Raw genomic sequence first — 17,352 nt, forward strand, 5'->3', positions numbered from 1 at the left:
CTTGCCGCACGATAGGGCCGCCCCCTCACCGCTCTCCTGTGCGCGCCGCCCGGGCCGTGCCGCCCGGCCTGTGCGCCCCGCCTTGCCGTATCAGGATACGCGCAGGTCAGATGGTGTTCTCGTGGACGTGCACGATGAGCCAGGAGCCCTCCACGAGGCGCAGCACGCTGGTCGTCCTGACGATCTCGTGCTCGCCGGAGGCGTAGTCCACGCGCAGCAGGTAGCGGGCCAGCGCGGTGTCGCCCCACACGTCCACGACCTCGTCGTAGGCGCGCAGGCCGGTCTCGCCGGGGCCGTCGGCGGGCCGGGCGTCGCGTACCTTGTCGAGCTGCTGCCTGCTGGTGATCAGGTCGGGCGCGGCCGAGTCGAAGATCGTGGCTTCCGGATGCAGCAGGCGGTCGATCCCCGCGCGGTCCCCCCGGGTATAGGCCGCGTACATCGCGGAGATGACGGCCCACACGGCTTCACGAGACACGAAACAGCTCCCTAATCGGTGATATTTGGTGTTTTGTCACCGTAAGGGTATTCGTCCGGCCGGGCGCCTTTACAACGTAGATTTCACTCCCGTTCCAGCTCGTGGGCCAGCGCCCGCAGCTCCGCCTCACCGGCCATCAGCGCGGTCAGCCGTTCCCTGGTGATGTCGGCCTTGGCGTACTCCCCCAGGCTCGTCCCCCGCTTGAGCAGCAGGAACCGGTCGCCCACCGGGTAGGCGTGATGCGGGTTGTGCGTGATGAACACCACGCCGAGCCCCCGGTCCCTGGCCCGCGCGATGTAGCGCAGCACCACCCCGGCCTGCTTGACGCCGAGCGCCGAGGTGGGCTCGTCGAGGATGAGCACCCGCGCGCCGAAGTGGACCGCCCGGGCGATCGCCACCGACTGCCGTTCGCCGCCGGACAGCGTGCCGACCGGCTGGTCCACGTCGCGGATGTCGATGCCCATCGCGCGCAGCTCCTCCCTGGCCACCCGCCGCGCCGTGCGCACGTCGAAGGCCAGGCCCCGGCGCGGCTCGGCGCCGAGGAAGAAGTTGCGCCACACCGACATCAGCGGGATCATCGCCAGGTCCTGGTGGACGGTGGCGATGCCGCGCTCCAGCGCGTCGCGCGGCCCGGACAGGCGCACCTCGGCCCCGTCGACGAGCAGCGCGCCCGAGTCGTGCCGGTGCACCCCGGCCAGGATCTTGATGAGCGTCGACTTGCCGGCGCCGTTGTCGCCGAGCACGCAGGTGACCTGCCCGGCCTCGACGCCCATCGACACCTCGCGCAGCGCCAGCACCGAGCCGAACGACTTGCCGATGCCGCGGGTCTCCAGGATCAATGCCGCACCTCCTCGGCGTAGCGCCGGACCAGGCGGTTGGCCAGCGTGGCCAGCAGCAGCATGGCCCCCAGGAAGAACTTGAACCAGTCGGCGTCCCAGCCGAGGAACACGATGCCCTTGTCGGCCATGCCGAAGATCACCGCCCCGATCGCCGCGCCGACGGCCGAGCCGTACCCGCCGGTGAGCAGGCAGCCGCCGATCACGGCGGCGATGATGTAGATGAACTCCTGCCCGATGCCGATGTTGGCCTGCACGGACGTGTAGCGCAGCGCCAGCATGGAGCCGACCAGCCAGGCCGCGAACGCCGTCGTCATGAACAGCGCGATCTTCGTGCGGGCGGCCGGCACCCCGGCGGCGCGGGCGGCCCGCTCGTCGCCGCCCACCGCGAAGATCCAGTTGCCGGGCCGCGACCGCATGAGCACCCAGGTGGCGGCGGCGGTGACGAGCAGCCACCACAGGATCGCCACCCGGAACGGGGTGCCGGCGACCTCGACCGTGCCGCCGAGCACGGCCTGGGCCGAGGCGTAGCCGCCGGCCTGGCGCAGCCCGCCGACCTGGACGGTGCCGGTGAGCGCCTTGGTGACGCCCAGGTTGACGCCCTGGAGCATGAGGAACGTGCCGAGCGTCACGATGAAGCTGGGCAGCCGGGTGCGGGTGACGATGAGCCCGTTGAGCAGCCCGACGGCCAGCGCGACCACGAGACTGACCAGCATGGCCGGCCACACGTTGAGTCCGTACTCGGTGGCGAGCGTGACCAGGATCAGCCCGGTCGTGCCGGTGAGCACGCCCGCCGACAGGTCGAACTCGCCGCCGATCATGAGCAGCGCGATCGCCACCGCCATGATGCCGAGCGTCGAGGCGGGGTCGAGCCAGTTGGCGACGCCGTCGAGCGAGCGGAAGACGGGCGACTGCGCGGCGAAGAACGCGAACACCGCGATCGCCCCGACGACCGCGCCCAGCTCGGGCCGGATCAGCAGGCGGCGCAGCACGCCGGCGCGGGCGAGCCGCTCGTCCGTCACCTGGTGCCCGCCCCGGCCAGCTCGGCCACCTGCTGGGCATTGTCCTTGGTGACGAAGCCGGGGCCGGTGTTGACCGGCAGGCCGCCGCCGACGGTGTTGAGGTTGTTCTTGTACAGGTGCAGGAAGACGATCGGCAGGTAGCCCTGCAGGTACTGCTGCTGGTCCACGGCGAAGAGGATCTCGCCGTCGCCGATGGCGGTCACCACGTCCGCCGACAGGTCGAAGGTGGCCAGCTTGGCCTGCGACCCGGCGTCCCTGATGGCGTCGCGGGCGGCGACGGCGACGGCCGGGTTGAGCGCGAGGACGCCGTTGACCTGCTGGTCGGACTGGAGCTTGGCGGCGACCTTGGAGGTCACGTCCGGCAGGTTGTTCATGTCGACCTGCAGCCGCTCGACGGCGCCGCCGAGCGTCTCCTCGGCGCCCTTGCAGCGCTGGTCGAGCCCGACGTTGCCGGCCTCGTGGATGACGCACAGGAGCTTGGTCACGCCGGCGGCCTTGAGCTGCTCGCCCGCGCCGCGCCCGGCCACGTCCTCCGACTGGCCGACGTGCGTGAGCGCGCCGAGCGCCTTGGACTCGCCGGCGCCCGAGTTGATGGTGACGACCGGGATGCCGGCCGCGACGGCCCTGCCGATGGACTCGCGCAGCGCGTCGGGGTTGGCCATGGAGACCACGACGCCGTCGGCCTTGGCCGACACCGCCTGGTCGATGAGCTGGGACTGCTTGGCGGGGTCGCCGTCGCCCTGGTACGTGACCCGCGCGCCGTACTGCTTGCCGGCGGCCTCGGCGCCGTTCTTGACCACGTCCCAGAAGGAGTCGCCGGGGGCGCCGTGGGTGATGACGGCGTAGCTGCCGCCGCCGCCGGACGCGGGGGGCGCCGTCGCGGCCGCCGTTTCCTGCGTCCGCTGTCCGGCCGGCGCCGAGCAGCCGCTCAGCGCCAGCGCGCTCGCCAGGGCCAGCACGATCGGGGTTCGTCTCATCGGACACCTCCATGAGCAACGGCCTCGCCCCGGTTGTACCTCAATATCAACTCTATGTATAGACATGCGGACCAAGCGGTCACGTAAGTCAGAACGGAATTGTACGTTCCCGTATGATGGGGTCATGACCACCGCACCCATGAGCGGCCGCAAGGCGCAGGCCGCACGGAACGACGAGCTGATCCTCCAGGCGGCCAGGGCGGTCTTCACCGCCGATCCGGGCGCCCCCATCGCGGCCGTGGCGGAGAAGGCGGGCGTCGGCATCAGCGCCCTCTACCGGCGCTACCCCAGCAAGGAGGCGCTGCTGCAGAAGCTCTGCGGCGACGGGCTCAAGCTCTACATCGCCGTGACCGAGCGGGCGCTCGCCGACGGCGGCGACCCGTGGGAGGCGTTCGCCGGCTACATGCGCGGCATCGTGGACGCCGACACCAACTCGCTGACGATCAAGCTGGCGGGCACCTTCCACCCCACGGAGGAGCTCTACCACGACGCGGTGCGCTCGGCCGAGGTGGCCGAGGAGGTGCACCGCCGGGCGGTCGAGGCGGGCGTGCTGCGCCCCGACGTCACGGTGGCCGACCTCGCGCTGCTGTTCGAGCAGATCGCCTCGATCAAGCTGGGCGACGAGGAGCGCACCTCCCAGCTCCGCCACCGCTACCTGGCCCTGATGATGGACTCGCTGCGCATCCCGCCGGCCCACCGCGAGCTGCCCGGCCCGCCCGCCGCCGACGAGGAGCTCTCCGCGCGCTGGACGCCCTGACCGCCGCCGTCAGGGCAGGTCGTCGCGGAGCCTGGCGGCCAGCTCCAGGGTGCGGCGGGCGCGGGCGACGATCGGCGCGTCGACGAACCGGCCGTCGGGCAGCGCCACCGCGCCCGCCCCGGCGGCCTCGGCCTCCTCGGCGGCCCGGACGATCTCGGCGGCCCTGGCGGTCTCCTCCTCACCCGGCCGGAAGGCCCGCCGGATCACCGGGATCTGCCGGGGGTGGATCGCGGTCCTGCCGAACAGGCCCATCCCCCGCCCGGCCGCGCACGAGGCCAGCAGCCCGGCCTCGTCGCGCACGTCCGGGTAGACCGACATCGGCACCGGCGGCAGCCCGGCCGCCGCCGCGGCCAGCACCACCCGCATCCGCAGGTGGTTCATCGCGCCCTCGTCGGTGATCGACAGCTCGGCCGCGAGATCCTGCTCGCCGAGCGCGACCCCCGCCACGCTCGGATGAGCCGCGATCTCGCGCGCCCCCGCGATCCCCGCCGCCGACTCCAGCAGCGCGTACGCCCGCGCCCCCAGCCGCTCCACCAGCTCCAGCGGGGTCCCGGGCTCCACCTTGGGCAGGCGCACCGCGCCCGCCAGGCCGCCGACCGCCTCCAGGTCGTCGCGCCCGCGCGAGGTGGCCAGGTCGTTGATCCGTACGTGGACCGCGCCGTCGCCGGGACGCCCGCGCAGGTAGGCGACGGCGTGGGCGCGGGCCTCGTCCTTGCGGGCGGGCGCGACGGCGTCCTCCAGGTCGATGATCACCACGTCGGCCCCGGACGCGGCGGCCTTGGCGAACCGGTCCGGCCGGTCGCCCGGCACGTACAGCCAGGTCACAGGCGGCGTCACGGGCGGCGTCACGGGCGGCGGCGTCGCGGGAGGGGCCGTCACGCGATCACCCCGCTCTCGCGCAGCCGGGCCAGGTCGGCGGCGGCGTAGCCGAGCTCGCCGAGCACCTCGTCGGTGTCGCGGCCCAGGCGGCGGCCCGGCCAGCGCACCTCGCCCGGCGTGTCCGACAGCCGGAACAGCACGTTCTGCATGACGACCGAGCCGAGCTCCTCGTCGGGCACCTCGACGAACGTGCCGAGCGCCGCGTACTGCGGGTCCTCGGCGATGTCGGTGACGTCGTAGATGGGGGCGACGGCCGCCTGCGCCTCCTCGAAGCGGGCGATGACCTCGGCGGCGTCGCGCTCGCCGATCCAGGCGGCGACGGCCTCGTCGAGCTCGTCGACGTGCTGGACCCGGCCCGCGCCGGTGGCGAACCACGGCTGCTCGACCAGGTCGGGCCGCCCCACGAGGGTGACGACGCGCTCGGCGATGGGCTGCGCGCTGGTGGAGACGGCCAGCCAGCGGCCGTCGCGGGTGCGGTAGGTGTTGCGCGGGGCGTTGCTGCTGGACCGGTTGCCGGTGCGCGGCGGCACCACGCCGAGGGCCTTGTAGGCGGTCATCTGCGGGCCGAGCAGGCCGAGGATGGGCTCGATGATGGCCATGTCGATCACCTGGCCGCGCCCGGTGCGCTCGCGGGCGTGCAGCGCGACCATGATCGCGTAGCTCATGGCCAGGCCGGCGATGCCGTCGGCGAGCGCGAGCGGCGGCAGCGTGGGCGGCCCGTCCGGCTCGCCGGTCATCGCGGCGAAGCCGCTCATGGCCTCGGCCAGCGTGCCGAACCCCGGCCGCCCGGCCATCGGCCCGCTCTGCCCGAAGCCGGTCATCCTGGCCACGATCAGCCTCGGGTTGGCCGCGATCAGGTCCTCGGGCGACAGGTTCCAGCGCTCCAGCGTGCCGGGGCGGAAGTTCTCCACCAGCACGTCGGAGCGGGCGGTCAGGCGGCGCAGGATCTCCTGTCCCTCGGCCCGCGACAGGTCGACGGCGGCGGCCCGCTTGTTGCGCGACAGCGACTTCCACCACAGCCCGACCCCGCCGGCCGACGCCCCGTGCCCCCGTGACGGGTCGCCGCGGCGCGGGTGCTCGATCTTGACGACGTCGGCGCCGAAGTCGCCCAGCATCATGGCGGCGGAGGGCCCGGCGAACAGCGTCGCGGCGTCGATGACCCGAAGGTCTGCGAGGCTTGTCATAGTTCTGTAAGTTATAAGAAATATGTCATAGGTCAATTCCGCCGGCCCTGAGGAACACATGACCACCGAGCCCCGGCCGCCCATGAGCAAGGCCGACTACGTCTACAGCGTCCTGCTGGAGGAGATCCGCACGGCCCGGATCCCCGGCGGCACCGCGTTGCGCGCCGGGGCGCTCGCCAAGCGGCTCGGCGTCTCGGTGACGCCGGTGCGCGAGGCGCTGCGCCGCCTGGAGAAGGACCGGCTGATCAGCTACGAGGCGCACCACGGCGCCACCGTCGTCGACCTGGGCGACGACGCGCTGGAGGAGTTCTACGGCCTGCGCGCGGTCGTCGAGGGCCTGGGCGCCCGGCTGGCCGCCGCCCGCGTCACCGCCGAGGACCTGGCCTGGCTGCGCGAGCTGCACGCCGCGATGGCCCGCGACGCCGCCGAGGGCAGGCTCGACCGCCTGGCCGAGCAGAGCAGGCACTTCCACCTGCGGATCGCCGACATCGGCGGCCCCGCCTTCCTCGGCCAGCACGCCAGGGCCGTGCGCAACAGCTTCCCGGTGCCGCCCGGCGTCTCGCTGTGGCTGGACGCCGGCCAGGCGGCCCGCCAGCTCGACGCGCACGAGCGCATCCTGGCCGCCCTGGAGGCCGGCGACGGCCCGGCCGCCGAACGCCTCATGATCGACCACGTCCGGCAGGCGGGCGAGCATCGCCGAGGGAGCGGCCCGGTGGCAGGATGACGGTGTGATCACCAGCGCGGTCCGGGGCGTCCTGTTCGATCTCGACGGCACGCTGCTCGACCACCGGGCGGCCGCCGACGCCGGCATCACCGCCTGGGTGGCCGAGCGCGCGCCCGGCCACCCGCGCCTGGCCGAGGCCGCCCGGCTGTGGGAGGCGCTGGAGGAGCCGCACCTGGCGGCCTGGCACGCGGGCGAGTGCTCCTGGCAGGAGCAGCGCCGCCGCCGCGTGCGGGCGCTCTGCGCGGAGCTGGGCCTGGACCCGCCGGACGACCCCGACACGGCCTTCGCCTCGTACGCGCGCCGCTACCGCGAGGCGTGGCGCGCCTACCCCGACGCGGCGGCGGCCGTGGCGGCGCTGCGCGGGTTCCGCCTGGGCGTGCTGACCAACGGCGCGCAGGAGATGCAGGAGGCCAAGGTCCGCGCGATCGGCCTGGCCGGGCAGGTCGGCCCGGTGCTGACCGGCGAGGTGCTGGACGGCTGCTACAAGCCCGCCCCCGCCTGCTACACCTGGGCCGCCGCCGCGCTCGGCCTGCCGCCCGAGCAGGTGCTGCTCGTCGGCGACGACGTGGCCAAGGACGTCACCGGCCCCGCCGCGGCCGGCATGCGCTCGGTCTGGCTGGACCGCCTCGGCGTCGCCCCGCCGCCCGCGGGATTCCCGCGCATCACCACGCTCGCCGAGCTGCCCGCACTCCTGTCCGGCGAGCATTTGTCTGGACATTCTGACCTCGGTTAAGCTGATCAGCATGACCGCGAATCTGGCGATCGACCTGGATCGATCCAGCCCCGTGCCGCTCTACTTCCAGGTGGCCGAGCAGATCGCCGAAGCGATCCGGCGGGGCGACCTGGCGCCCGGATCCCGGCTGGACAACGAGATCCTGCTGGCCGACAAGCTCGGGCTGTCGCGGCCGACGATCCGCCAGGCGATCCAGTATCTCGTCGACAAGGGCCTGCTCGTACGCAAGCGCGGCGTCGGCACCCAGGTCGTGCACGGCCAGGTCAAGCGCTCGGTCGAGCTGACGAGCCTCTACGACGACCTGCGCCGCTCCGGCCAGGAGCCGGCCACCCAGGTGCTCACCCTGGAGCCCCGCCCGGTCGAGGAGCAGATCGCGGCCATCCTCGGCGTCGAGCCCGGCAGCCAGGTGCTCTACCTGGAGCGGCTCCGCTTCGCCGCGGGCGAGCCGCTGGCGCTCATGCACAACTGGCTGCCCATCGGCCTGGCCCAGATCACCGCCGCCGACCTGGAGGTGCGCGGCCTGTACGAGCTGCTGCGCGGCGCCGGGGTGCGGATGCGGGTGGCCAACCAGCGCATCGGCGCCCGCGCCGCCAACCAGGCCGACGCCAGACTGCTGGACGAACGGCGCGGCGCCCCGCTGCTGACCATGATCCGCACCACCTACGACGACCAGGGCCGGGCGGTCGAGCACGGCTCGCACGTCTACCGGGCCTCGCACTACTCGCTGGAGGTCACGCTCATCGAACGGTGACCGCGGATGGCTACGGATAGGTCTCATTCTGTCACCACGGCGCGACGTGGAGTATTCTTCGCCTGGCCGCCCTTTCTCCACCCCGGCACGAGAACGGCGAACGCCCATGGACTTCCACCTGACGACCACCCTCCGTGACGGCCGCGTGACCGTCGTGGTCTCGGGCGAGCTCGACATCGCCACCACTCCCCTGCTGCGCGCCCGCCTGCGCGAGGCCGCCGCGCGCGGGCCCGGCGAGGTGGTGCTCGACCTGAGCGGGCTGACGTTCGCCGACGCGGCCGGGCTGGGCGCGCTGGTGTCCGCCCGCCTGCACGCCGAGTCGGCCGGGACCGCGCTGGTCCTGGCCGAGGTCCCGGCGTCGCTGGCCCGCCTGCTGCGCATCACCGGCCTCGACGCCCAGCTCCTGCCCCCGGCCTGGGCCGGCGCCCCGCCGGGCCCCTACGACGGCCTCACCGCCCCCTGACCTCCCGGAGGCCGGGAGGCGGTCACAGCCCCCGACCCTCCGGAGGCGGGCTCACAGCCTCTGCCCCTCGGAAGCGGGCTCACAGCTCCTTGAGGTAGGTCGCGATCGACTCCTGGGCGGCCTCGCGCAGGTGGCCGTGCACGATCGCGTTGGCCTCGCGGTCGGTGCGCACCTCCACCACCCTCGGCCCCTGCCCGCGCAGCGCCTTCGGCAGCTCCGAGATGTCCTGCACCAGCGTGTACGGGGTCCCGGTCGCGGCCGTCACGTAGCCGAGGTCCACCCCGTGCGGCGTGCCGAACACCCGCTCGAACGGGTCGCGCACCGCCGCCTGCGGCAGCAGCGAGAAGATGCCGCCCCCGTCGTTGTTGACCACCACCAGGCACAGGTCGGGCCGGGGCTCGCGCGGCCCGAGGATCAGCCCGTTCTGGTCGTGCAGGAACGACAGGTCGCCGAGCAGCGCGTAGGAGGGCCCGTTGTGGGCCAGCGCCGCGCCCATCGCCGACGAGACCAGCCCGTCGATGCCGGAGGCGCCCCGGTTGGCCAGCACCCTGATGCCGCGCCTGGGCCGCATCGCCTGGTCCAGGTCGCGGATCGGCATGGAGGACCCGCAGAACAGCAGCGACCCGTTGGGCAGCCCGTCCACCAGGTCGCGGGCCAGCCGGGGCTCGCTCAGCCCGGAGCCGTCGAGCACGTCGTCGAGCGCCGTGCGCGCCGCCTGGTCGGCCTGCCGCCAGGCGTGCAGCCAGCTGTCGTCGCCGGCCGCGACCGGGATCTCCACCGCCTGCGCCACCTGCGTGGCCGAGCGGGTGGGGTCGGGCCAGCGGTCGAGGCCGGGCGAGACGACGATGTGCTCCTCGGCCCGCTTCAGCCACGACAGCAGCGGCCGGGACAGGCCGGGCCGGCCGAGCGTGACGACCACGTCGGGCCGGTGGGTGTCGGCGAACTCGGGCATGCCGAGCAGGTAGTGGTAGGTGGAGATGGCGTGGTCGCCGTAGCGTCCGCCGCCGTTGGGCTCCGACAGCACCGGCCAGCCCGCCATCCCGGCCGCCGCCACGTAGCGGCGCACGTTGGCCGCGCCGTCGCCGACCACGAGCACGCCGCGCCGGGTGGGGGCGATGTGCAGGGCGACGGGCGGCGGCGCCACGCGGGCGCGCACCCACGGCCCGGCCGCGCCGCCGTCGAGCGGCTCGCACCAGGAGTCGTCGCCGTCGGGGATCAGCGGCTCGCGGAACGGCAGGTTCAGGTGGACCGGCCCGGGGTCGGCCGGGCCCGCCGCCCGCTGGTAGGCGCGGCAGGCCAGCGACCGCCAGTAGGCCACCTGGCCGGGCCGCTCCTCCGGCACGCCGACCTCGGCGAACCACCGGGTCGCGGTGCCGTACATCTTGAGCTGGTCGATGGTCTGGTTGGCGCCGGTGCCGCGCAGCTCGGGCGGGCGGTCGGCGGTGAGCACGAGCAGCGGCACGTTCGACTCGCTCGCCTCGATGACGGCGGGGTGGAAGTTGGCCGTGGCGGTGCCGGACGAGCACAGCAGCGCGACGGGCCGCTCGGAGCGCCTGGCCAGGCCCAGCGCCAGGAACGAGGCCGAGCGCTCGTCGATGCGCACGTGCAGCCGCACGCGCGACTCGGCGTGCAGCGCGAGGGCGAGCGGGGCGGAGCGGGAGCCGGGCGCGATCACCACGTCGGTCAGGCCGCAGCGCACCAGCTCGTCGACCAGGACCGTGGCCAGCGCGGTAGCGGGGTTCACAGTGACGCCTCCTGCATCCGGCGTAGCCACGACGGACAATCAATCTCAAAATCCGACAAATGCTCAAAACTTACATCCGGGCGGCGTACGGGCAGCATCCCGCCCTCGGGGACGAGTGAATCGGCCACCACGTCGCCCGACAGCAGCGACATCGTGCCGAGCCCGCACGCGTACGGCAGCTCCGGCAGCGCCGCCGCCAGCGCCACGCCCGCGGCCAGCCCCACGGAGGTCTCCACGGCGCTCGACACCACCGCCGGCAGGCCGCACGCCTCCACTACCCTCAGCGCCGCGCGCACGCCTCCCAGGGGCTGCACCTTGACGACCGCGATGTCGGCGGCCTCCGCCGCCCTGACCCGCAGCGGGTCCTCGGCGCGGCGGATGGACTCGTCGGCCGCGATCGGCACGTCGCAGGCCCGCCGCACGGCCGCCAGCTCCTCCAGCGTGGCGCACGGCTGTTCGGCGTACTCCAGCCCGAAGCGGTCGAGCTCCTTGAGCCGCCGCACGGCCTCGCCGACCTCCCAGGCGCCGTTGGCGTCGATCCGGACCCGCCCCGAGGGGCCGAGCGCGTCACGCACGGCCTCCACCCGCGCCACGTCCGCCGAGAACGGCTGCCCCGGCTCGGCCACCTTGACCTTCGCGGTGCCGCAGCCGGAGCGCCGGACGAGGTCGTGGGCCTGCTCCGGCCCGACCGCCGGCACGGTGGCGTTGACCGGGACCGCGTCGCGTACCGGCGCGGGCCAGCCGTCGAAGGCGGCCTCCCGCGCGCACGCGAGCCACCGGGCGCACTCGCGCGGCCCGTATTCGGGGAACGGCGAGAACTCGCCCCACCCCGCCGGTCCGTGCAGCAGCACCCCTTCCCTGACGGTCTGTCCCCGGAACCTGGTGCGCATCGGAATCCGGAAGACCACGGGAGAACGCGTCACGACCCTCCCTGCGCCGCTGCCCGATCTGACGCCATTAACCTTACGAGCATGTGGAGGAACCCGTCGCATCCGGACCGCCCGCTGCACGCGGTCGCGCTGCCCGCCGGGCCGCGGCTGTTCGCGGCGGTCCGCGACGCGCTGTCCGGCGACGGTCCCGCGGTGCTGCCCCTGATCCCGGGCCAGGAGGCCGCCGCGGTCGAGGCGCTGCGCCCCACCCACGCGGGCGGCGCGCGGCTCGCCGGAGGCGCCGGGGTGCCCGCCGGCGTGGCCGTGGTCATCGCCACCAGCGGCAGCACGGGGACCCCCAAGGGCGTGATGCTCTCCGCCGCCGCGCTGCGCGCCTCGGCGGCGGCCTCGCTGCGCCGCCTGGGCGCGTCCAGGGGCGAGCGGTGGCTGTGCTGCCTGCCCGTCTCCCACGTCTCCGGCCTCCAGGTGCTCGTCCGGTCGCTGCTGTGCGAGAGCGAGCCGATCCTGCACGAGCGCTTCGACCCGGTGGCGGTGCTGGAGTCGGGCGCCGACCACGTGTCGCTGGTGCCCACCCAGCTCCACCGGCTGGTCGAGATGCGGGCCGACCTGTCGGGGTTCCGCACCGTCCTGCTCGGCGGGGCCGCGCCCCGGCCGGGGCTGCTCGCCGAGGCGGCCGCGCTCGGCGCGCGGGTGGTGACGACGTACGGCATGAGCGAGACGAGCGGCGGGTGCGTGTACGACGGCGCGCCCCTCGACGGCGTGGACGTGCGGGTCGGCGAGGACGGGCGGATCGAGGTGTCCGGCCCGGTGCTGTTCTCCGGCTACCGGGGCCGTGCCGGGAGCCCGCTCGACGGGGGCTGGTTCGTCACCTCCGACCTGGGCGAGCTGGCGGACGGGCGGCTGCGCGTGCTGGGCCGGGCCGACGACGTCATCAACACCGGCGGCGAGAAGGTGCCGGCCGCGTCCGTGGCCGCCGTCATCGGCGCCCATCCCGGGGTGGCCGACGTGGCCGTGGTGGGCCGCCCCGACCCCGAGTGGGGCGAGCTCGTGGTGGCCGCCGTCGTGCCCGCCGACCCCGCCGCGCCGCCGACGCTGGCCCAGTTGCGGGCCTACTGCGCCGACCGGCTGCCGCCGTACGCCGTGCCGCGTGACCTGCGGCTCCTGCCGAGCATGCCCCTGCTGGCGAACGGGAAGACCGACCTGATCCGCCTCAAGTCCGGAACCTGATGACTTGTACGTGCGTCATAGTGGGGAAGAGACGGAGGGAGTGTTCATGGACCAGACCCGCAAGATGTGGGCATCCGCGGTGGCCGTCGGCGTGATCGTCGCCGGTGGCGTCTCCGTCGCGGCGGCCGCCTCGGCGGGCAGGCTCGACCAGGCCAGGCAGACCCGGGCCGTGATCGAGAAGTCGGTGGTGCAGCCCGCGCAGCCCACCCCGTCCACATCTCCGACCGGGCTTCCCTCGGCGCGACCCTCGGACGACGGTCTCGTGGTGACCAGCGAGGTCAACCCCGATCCCGACGAGGTCATCCGCTACTGGACGGACGATCGTCTGGAGGAGGCCAACCCGATGCCCATGCCGGAGGTCAGGCAGGGAGAGTTCGAGCTGGCCGAATAGCGCCACCGGTCACCCTTTTGGGCGTTTTTCACCTCTCGGGAACAAATAGCGCGGATCGGCGTTATTGATACTGGTGAGTCGTGCGGCCGGAGCCGGGCCGCCCCACCCAAAACGCCCAGAATCGCTTCCACTCCGTTGGAGGAGGTGTCCTCATGCCCCGAACCGCCGTGGCGACCCCACCCGCAACCCTCGAGCAGCTGATTGACCGAGGGCGAGCCCAGGGTCACCTCTCTCTCGCGGACCTGCGTGACGCGTTCGCCCACGCGGGCATCAGCCCCGCCGAGGGCAGGTCGATCCTGCGCGAGCTGACCGACGCCGGGGTGAGCCTGGCCGCCGGTGACGAGCCGCCCGCCAAGGCGCCCGCCCAGGCCCGGAAGACCGCCAGGAAGCCCGCCGCCAAGCGCTCCACCAGGAAGAAGGCTTCGAGTCCCGAGACTACCGACTCCGGGGCCGCCAACGCAAAAACCGGCGACGAGGACGCGCCCGACGAGCTGGTCCTGCAGGCCGAGGAGGCCGAGCTGGAGAGCGAGCCCCTCGACTTGGACGACAACCAGTCGGTCATGGGCGACTCGGTGCACACCTACCTCAAGTCGATCGGCCGCCGCACGCTGCTCACCGCCGCGCAGGAGGTCGACCTGGCCCGCCGCATCGAGGCCGGGCTGTACGCCGAGTACAAGCTGGAGATCGGCGAGGACCTGTCCCCCGCCGCCCGCGACGACCTGCTCATGGTGGTCGAGGACGGCAAGGCCGCCAAGGACCACATGCTGGAGGCCAACCTCCGGCTGGTCGTGTCCGTGGCCAAGAAGTACACCGACCGCGGCATGTCCCTGCTGGACGTCGTCCAGGAGGGCAACCTGGGCCTCATCAGGGCCGTGGAGAAGTTCGACTACACCAAGGGCTTCAAGTTCTCCACCTACGCCATGTGGTGGATCCGGCAGGCCATCCAGCGTGGCTTCGCCGACTCCGCCCGCACCATCCGGCTGCCCGTGCACGTCCTGGAGATGCTCTCCAAGCTGTCGCGCATCGAGCGTGACATGCACCAGCGGCTGGGCCGCGAGCCCACGCCGGAGGAGCTGGCCGTCGAGCTGGACAAGACGCCCGACCAGATCGAGGAACTGCTGCGCACCAGCCGCCAGCCGATCTCGCTGAACGCGACCATCGGCGAGGACGGCGAGACCACGATCGGCGACCTCATCGAGGACGTCGACTCGCCGGAGGCGTCGGAGATCGTCGACCGCCAGCTCCTGGGCGACCAGCTCCGGGGCGTGCTGCAGAACCTGTCGCCGCGCGAGGCGAAGATCATGGCGCTGCGGTTCGGCCTGGTGGACGGCAAGCCGCACACGCTCGACGAGATCGGCAAGCACATGGGCCTGACCCGGGAGCGCATCCGGCAGCTGGAGAAGGAGTCGCTGTCGAAGCTGCGCCACCCCAGCAACACGCGCCCGCTGCTCGACTGGGCCAGCTGACCCGGCTGCCCACCAGGAAAGCCCCGGCCACCCGGCCGGGGCTTTCTCATGTCCGCGGAAGCGTCAGCGGACGGCCGGGACCGGGCGGGGGACGCGCGGGATGCCCCACATGCGGTTGTTCTCGCGCAGCGTGCGCAGCCGCTCCACCTCGGCCGTCCACATGGCCCCGGCCGGCGTCGCCTTGGCCTTGCGGCGGGCGATCCGGTCGTCGTAGGCCTTGACGCCGAACGTCGCCCGCTGGCCCGCCTCGGCCGCGCGCAGCGCCTCGGTCAGCGCCTGGTCGAACGCGATCCCGGCGGCCATCAGCTCGACGTCGTCGGCGTCGGCGGCCCGCAGGTCGCGCAGCGTGCTCTCGGCCTCACGGGCCTTGTCGAGCAGCGCGGGGTAGCTCTTGGAGATCTCCACATCCGCGTGGAAGCGGACCTCGGCCTCGCGGCTGACCCGCGGACGGAAAAACGCCATCGAACTCTGCCCTTCACCACTGTCGTCAGCACTATCGACATCACTGTCGGCTCTTACCAGCGACAAGCGTACGCCGTCCGGCGCCACGCCCGGCAACCGGACGTCCCCCGGCAGGCGGCCTTTACATAGTAAGATGATCTCCATGCCCGCCAAGCGACCACCCGTCCCCCTCTCGCGCGAGCGGATCATCGAGGCCGCGCTGCACATCGCCGACACCCAGGGCCTGCGCAGGCTCACCATGCGCCGCCTGGGCGACGCCCTGGAGGTCGAGGCGATGGCCATCTACCACCACCTGCCCCGCGGCAAGGAGGCGCTGATGGACGCGCTGGCCGAGCACGTCACCGCCGTCCAGGTGGAGCCCGCCGGCACCTGGCAGGAGACCGCCAGGGCGTGGTGCCGGGCCAGCCGGGAGGTCCTGCGCGACCACCCGGGCGTGCTGGCCCTGGCGCTCACCAAGCCGCCCAAGGGCGGCACCGCCGTGGCCATCGGTGAGCAGATCTCCCAGCTCGCCGACGCGGGCCTGCCCGACGCGGCCGACGCCGTACGGTCGTTGCGGGCGTTCGTGTTCGGCAGCGTGGCGGTCGAGGTGCAGCAGTCGGGCTGGGCCGACCCCGAGGCGGACGAGTGGATCCGGCGCGACGAACGGGCCGACGCCGACTTCGAGCGCGGTCTCGACGCATTGCTCCGAGGCTTGGAAACGTAGTGTGCGTGTCTCGCTTGGACCGTTATCCTGCATAAGGCACGCTGTGTCGAAGGTCACACGGCAAAGTGCATCCTCCTCCAACCGTCCTAACGGACTATGTCGGAACATGTGACATACGTCGCACACTTGCTGGAAACGAATACCCGAGCCGCTCCCGCCCCCACCGGGAGCCACCCACGAGATATCGGAGGCACGCCGATGTGCCCGCACGACCCGGCCTGTCCGTCTGCCGAGGCGCCCGACCGCGAGGCCGCACGCACCCTGGCCTGCCACCCCGAGCAGGGGTGGAGCCTCCTCTGCAACGGCGTCGTCCTGTTCGAGGACACCGGGGAGCTTCTTCCTGGCGGCACCGCCATCGCCCCGCACCGGCCCGAACCCATGGTCGGCGCGGCCTGACCGCACGCTCCTCATGCGGCCACCGGCCCCTCACGGGCCGGGGCCCCGGCTACTTCCAGTAGAGCTTCACCCAGTCGGCCACCACCTCACCCACCCGGGCGGGGTGCTTCTTCAGGTCGTGCCCCTCCCCGGGCAGCACCACCAGCCGCGCCGCGTCCGCCGCCTCCGGCACCCCGAACGGATCCCGGTCCCCGTTCACCACCAGCACGTCGACCCCGGCGCCGCGCAGCTCCTCCGCCCTGGAACGCTCCGGCCTGCCCGGCGGGTGCAACGGGAACGCCAGCGCCACCACGGCCGCCGCCCCCGCCGCCTTCGCGGTCCGGCACGCCACCCGCGCGCCGTTGCTCCGCCCGCCCTGCACCAGCGGCAGCTCCGGCCAGCGCGCCCGCAGCTCCCCCAGCACGGTCAGCCACGCCTCGTCCTGCCGCTCCGCCGACCCCGGCGCCCGCGCCCCCGCCACCCGGAACGCCTGCGTCACCCGGGCCACGTGCGCCCGCACCCCCAGCGCCGCGTCCCGGACCGCCAGCAGGTCGGGCGCGTCGACTCCCCCGGCCGACCCGTGCGTCAGCACCAGCAGCACCCGGGCGCGCTCCGCCTCGTCGATCTCGACGCGCGCCGGGCCCCGCGCCGTCATGATCTCCATGGCAGCACCGTACCTGGGGATGAGGCGAAGATGGCTCTCAGGTCTGATGACGGCGCGCCGCTCGGAGTGCAGGATGGCCAGCATGCGAGAGACGAGTCCCATGCGCGAAGATCTTCAGGCGACGCTCGACGCCCGCCGCGACCTCGGGCCCGAATACGAAGCCGCGCTGGTCGACTCGCTGGTCGAGCGCATCGACGCGACGATCGCCGCCCGCGTCGCCGCCGAGCTGCAATATCAGGGCGTCGCCCCGCGCAAGCCGCCCAAGCACAAGTCCAGCGGCACCGGCATCATCCCCGTCGCGCTGGGCTCGATGGGCATCGGCATCCCCCTGACGGCGATCGCGGCCGGCAGCGCGGGCATCGCGGGCCTGCTGATCACCTGGATCGCCATCGTCGTCATCAACGTCGCCGCCGCGGCGGCCATCATCCGCCGCCCCTAACCCCGTCCCCCGTGGCCCTGCCAGACGGGACCGCCCCAGCCACCCGCCGCTGCGGGACGTAGCCACCCCCAGAAGCCCGGCCGCCTGCCGCACGAGGCGCTGCCGCTCCCTCGTGGCTGCCGGATGCCGGGACCGCCCCGTGGCGGCCCGCCGACCGCTGCCGTGCGTCGCCGTTGCCGGTCGCGGTGGG

21 protein-coding genes are annotated in these 17,352 nt (G+C 73.5%); 11 read left to right on the plus strand and 10 right to left on the minus strand.

Annotation, left to right across the window (positions count from 1 at the left end; genetic code table 11):
* Positions 1-106: 106 nt before the first annotated feature.
* From ACWDXC_RS20270 to ACWDXC_RS20285, 4 genes are all read right to left on the minus strand, one after another.
* Complete coding sequence (locus ACWDXC_RS20270) at positions 107-475, minus strand: nuclear transport factor 2 family protein (RefSeq protein WP_449984067.1); 369 nt, start codon at positions 473-475, stop codon at positions 107-109.
* 83 nt (positions 476-558) lie between these two features.
* The gene (locus tag ACWDXC_RS20275) at positions 559-1,314 is read right to left on the minus strand and encodes an ATP-binding cassette domain-containing protein (protein WP_449984069.1); all 756 of its coding nucleotides are present in this window, start codon (positions 1,312-1,314) and stop codon (positions 559-561) included.
* Entirely contained in the window at positions 1,311-2,333 is a 1,023-nt protein-coding gene (locus ACWDXC_RS20280; RefSeq protein ID WP_449984072.1) for an ABC transporter permease, read from the minus strand. Before ACWDXC_RS20280 ends, ACWDXC_RS20275 begins: the two co-directional genes overlap by 4 nt.
* Positions 2,330-3,310, minus strand: coding sequence for a sugar ABC transporter substrate-binding protein (locus ACWDXC_RS20285; RefSeq protein ID WP_449984075.1), 981 nt, complete (start codon positions 3,308-3,310; stop codon positions 2,330-2,332). Before ACWDXC_RS20285 ends, ACWDXC_RS20280 begins: the two co-directional genes overlap by 4 nt.
* A 124-nt stretch (positions 3,311-3,434) precedes the next feature.
* On the opposite strand from ACWDXC_RS20285, the gene ACWDXC_RS20290 reads away from it, so the two are divergent.
* On the plus strand, positions 3,435-4,067 hold the full coding sequence (locus ACWDXC_RS20290; RefSeq protein ID WP_449984078.1) for a TetR/AcrR family transcriptional regulator: 633 nt from the start codon (positions 3,435-3,437) through the stop codon (positions 4,065-4,067).
* Positions 4,068-4,076: 9 nt separating this feature from the next.
* On the opposite strand, the gene ACWDXC_RS20295 is transcribed toward ACWDXC_RS20290, so the two are convergent.
* Both ACWDXC_RS20295 and ACWDXC_RS20300 read right to left on the minus strand, forming a co-directional pair.
* The gene (locus tag ACWDXC_RS20295; protein WP_449984081.1) at positions 4,077-4,946 is read right to left on the minus strand and encodes an HpcH/HpaI aldolase/citrate lyase family protein; all 870 of its coding nucleotides are present in this window, start codon (positions 4,944-4,946) and stop codon (positions 4,077-4,079) included.
* The gene (locus ACWDXC_RS20300) at positions 4,943-6,130 is read right to left on the minus strand and encodes a CaiB/BaiF CoA transferase family protein (RefSeq protein ID WP_219510444.1); all 1,188 of its coding nucleotides are present in this window, start codon (positions 6,128-6,130) and stop codon (positions 4,943-4,945) included. The genes ACWDXC_RS20295 and ACWDXC_RS20300 overlap by 4 nt, the downstream gene beginning before the upstream one ends.
* A gap of 58 nt (positions 6,131-6,188) precedes the next feature.
* Here ACWDXC_RS20300 and ACWDXC_RS20305 point away from each other — a divergent pair, with 58 nt between their 5' ends.
* The 4 genes from ACWDXC_RS20305 (at position 6,189) to ACWDXC_RS20320 (ending at position 8,801) form a co-directional block, all read left to right on the plus strand.
* Positions 6,189-6,854, plus strand: a complete 666-nt coding sequence (locus tag ACWDXC_RS20305; protein ID WP_246646161.1) for a GntR family transcriptional regulator — start codon at positions 6,189-6,191, stop codon at positions 6,852-6,854.
* 4 nt (positions 6,855-6,858) lie between these two features.
* A complete protein-coding gene (locus ACWDXC_RS20310) occupies positions 6,859-7,587 on the plus strand; it encodes an HAD family hydrolase (RefSeq protein WP_449984084.1) in 729 nt (242 codons plus the stop codon).
* Between the two features lie 10 nt (positions 7,588-7,597).
* The gene (locus tag ACWDXC_RS20315; RefSeq protein WP_449984087.1) at positions 7,598-8,338 is read left to right on the plus strand and encodes a GntR family transcriptional regulator; all 741 of its coding nucleotides are present in this window, start codon (positions 7,598-7,600) and stop codon (positions 8,336-8,338) included.
* A gap of 106 nt (positions 8,339-8,444) precedes the next feature.
* Positions 8,445-8,801, plus strand: a complete 357-nt coding sequence (locus ACWDXC_RS20320) for an STAS domain-containing protein (protein ID WP_449984090.1) — start codon at positions 8,445-8,447, stop codon at positions 8,799-8,801.
* A gap of 79 nt (positions 8,802-8,880) precedes the next feature.
* On the opposite strand, the gene menD is transcribed toward ACWDXC_RS20320, so the two are convergent.
* Positions 8,881-10,545, minus strand: coding sequence for a 2-succinyl-5-enolpyruvyl-6-hydroxy-3-cyclohexene-1-carboxylic-acid synthase (menD, locus tag ACWDXC_RS20325; RefSeq protein WP_449984093.1), 1,665 nt, complete (start codon positions 10,543-10,545; stop codon positions 8,881-8,883).
* Positions 10,542-11,435 carry an o-succinylbenzoate synthase gene (locus ACWDXC_RS20330; protein ID WP_449984783.1) on the minus strand — a complete coding sequence of 298 codons (894 nt, stop codon included), beginning with the start codon at positions 11,433-11,435 and terminating at the stop codon, positions 10,542-10,544. The genes menD and ACWDXC_RS20330 overlap by 4 nt, the downstream gene beginning before the upstream one ends.
* An 81-nt stretch (positions 11,436-11,516) precedes the next feature.
* On the opposite strand from ACWDXC_RS20330, the gene ACWDXC_RS20335 reads away from it, so the two are divergent.
* The 3 genes from ACWDXC_RS20335 (at position 11,517) to ACWDXC_RS20345 (ending at position 14,519) form a co-directional block, all read left to right on the plus strand.
* Complete coding sequence (locus ACWDXC_RS20335) at positions 11,517-12,662, plus strand: AMP-binding protein (RefSeq protein WP_364178964.1); 1,146 nt, start codon at positions 11,517-11,519, stop codon at positions 12,660-12,662.
* 46 nt (positions 12,663-12,708) lie between these two features.
* Positions 12,709-13,053 carry a hypothetical protein gene (locus ACWDXC_RS20340; RefSeq protein ID WP_449984096.1) on the plus strand — a complete coding sequence of 115 codons (345 nt, stop codon included), beginning with the start codon at positions 12,709-12,711 and terminating at the stop codon, positions 13,051-13,053.
* 152 nt (positions 13,054-13,205) lie between these two features.
* Positions 13,206-14,519 (plus strand): RNA polymerase sigma factor, encoded by a 1,314-nt coding sequence (locus ACWDXC_RS20345; protein WP_449984099.1) that lies wholly within the window; start codon positions 13,206-13,208, stop codon positions 14,517-14,519.
* Between the two features lie 63 nt (positions 14,520-14,582).
* Here ACWDXC_RS20345 and ACWDXC_RS20350 read toward each other — a convergent pair whose 3' ends face one another.
* Positions 14,583-14,981: a hypothetical protein gene (locus ACWDXC_RS20350; RefSeq protein ID WP_219510455.1), complete on the minus strand. Its 399-nt coding sequence runs from the start codon at positions 14,979-14,981 to the stop codon at positions 14,583-14,585.
* A 142-nt stretch (positions 14,982-15,123) separates the two neighbouring features.
* Between ACWDXC_RS20350 and ACWDXC_RS20355 the strand changes: the two genes are divergently transcribed.
* Positions 15,124-15,684, plus strand: a complete 561-nt coding sequence (locus ACWDXC_RS20355) for a TetR/AcrR family transcriptional regulator C-terminal domain-containing protein (protein ID WP_219510456.1) — start codon at positions 15,124-15,126, stop codon at positions 15,682-15,684.
* A gap of 198 nt (positions 15,685-15,882) precedes the next feature.
* Complete coding sequence (locus ACWDXC_RS20360) at positions 15,883-16,080, plus strand: DUF5999 family protein (RefSeq protein WP_364178970.1); 198 nt, start codon at positions 15,883-15,885, stop codon at positions 16,078-16,080.
* A gap of 49 nt (positions 16,081-16,129) precedes the next feature.
* Here the strand turns inward: ACWDXC_RS20360 and ACWDXC_RS20365 are convergent, their stop codons facing one another.
* Positions 16,130-16,723: an alpha/beta hydrolase family protein gene (locus tag ACWDXC_RS20365; RefSeq protein WP_449984103.1), complete on the minus strand. Its 594-nt coding sequence runs from the start codon at positions 16,721-16,723 to the stop codon at positions 16,130-16,132.
* A gap of 82 nt (positions 16,724-16,805) precedes the next feature.
* On the opposite strand from ACWDXC_RS20365, the gene ACWDXC_RS20370 reads away from it, so the two are divergent.
* A complete protein-coding gene (locus tag ACWDXC_RS20370; protein WP_364178973.1) occupies positions 16,806-17,162 on the plus strand; it encodes a hypothetical protein in 357 nt (118 codons plus the stop codon).
* The last annotated feature ends 190 nt before the right edge of the window (positions 17,163-17,352 follow it).

Source organism: Nonomuraea sp. NPDC003214 (assembly GCF_053590035.1).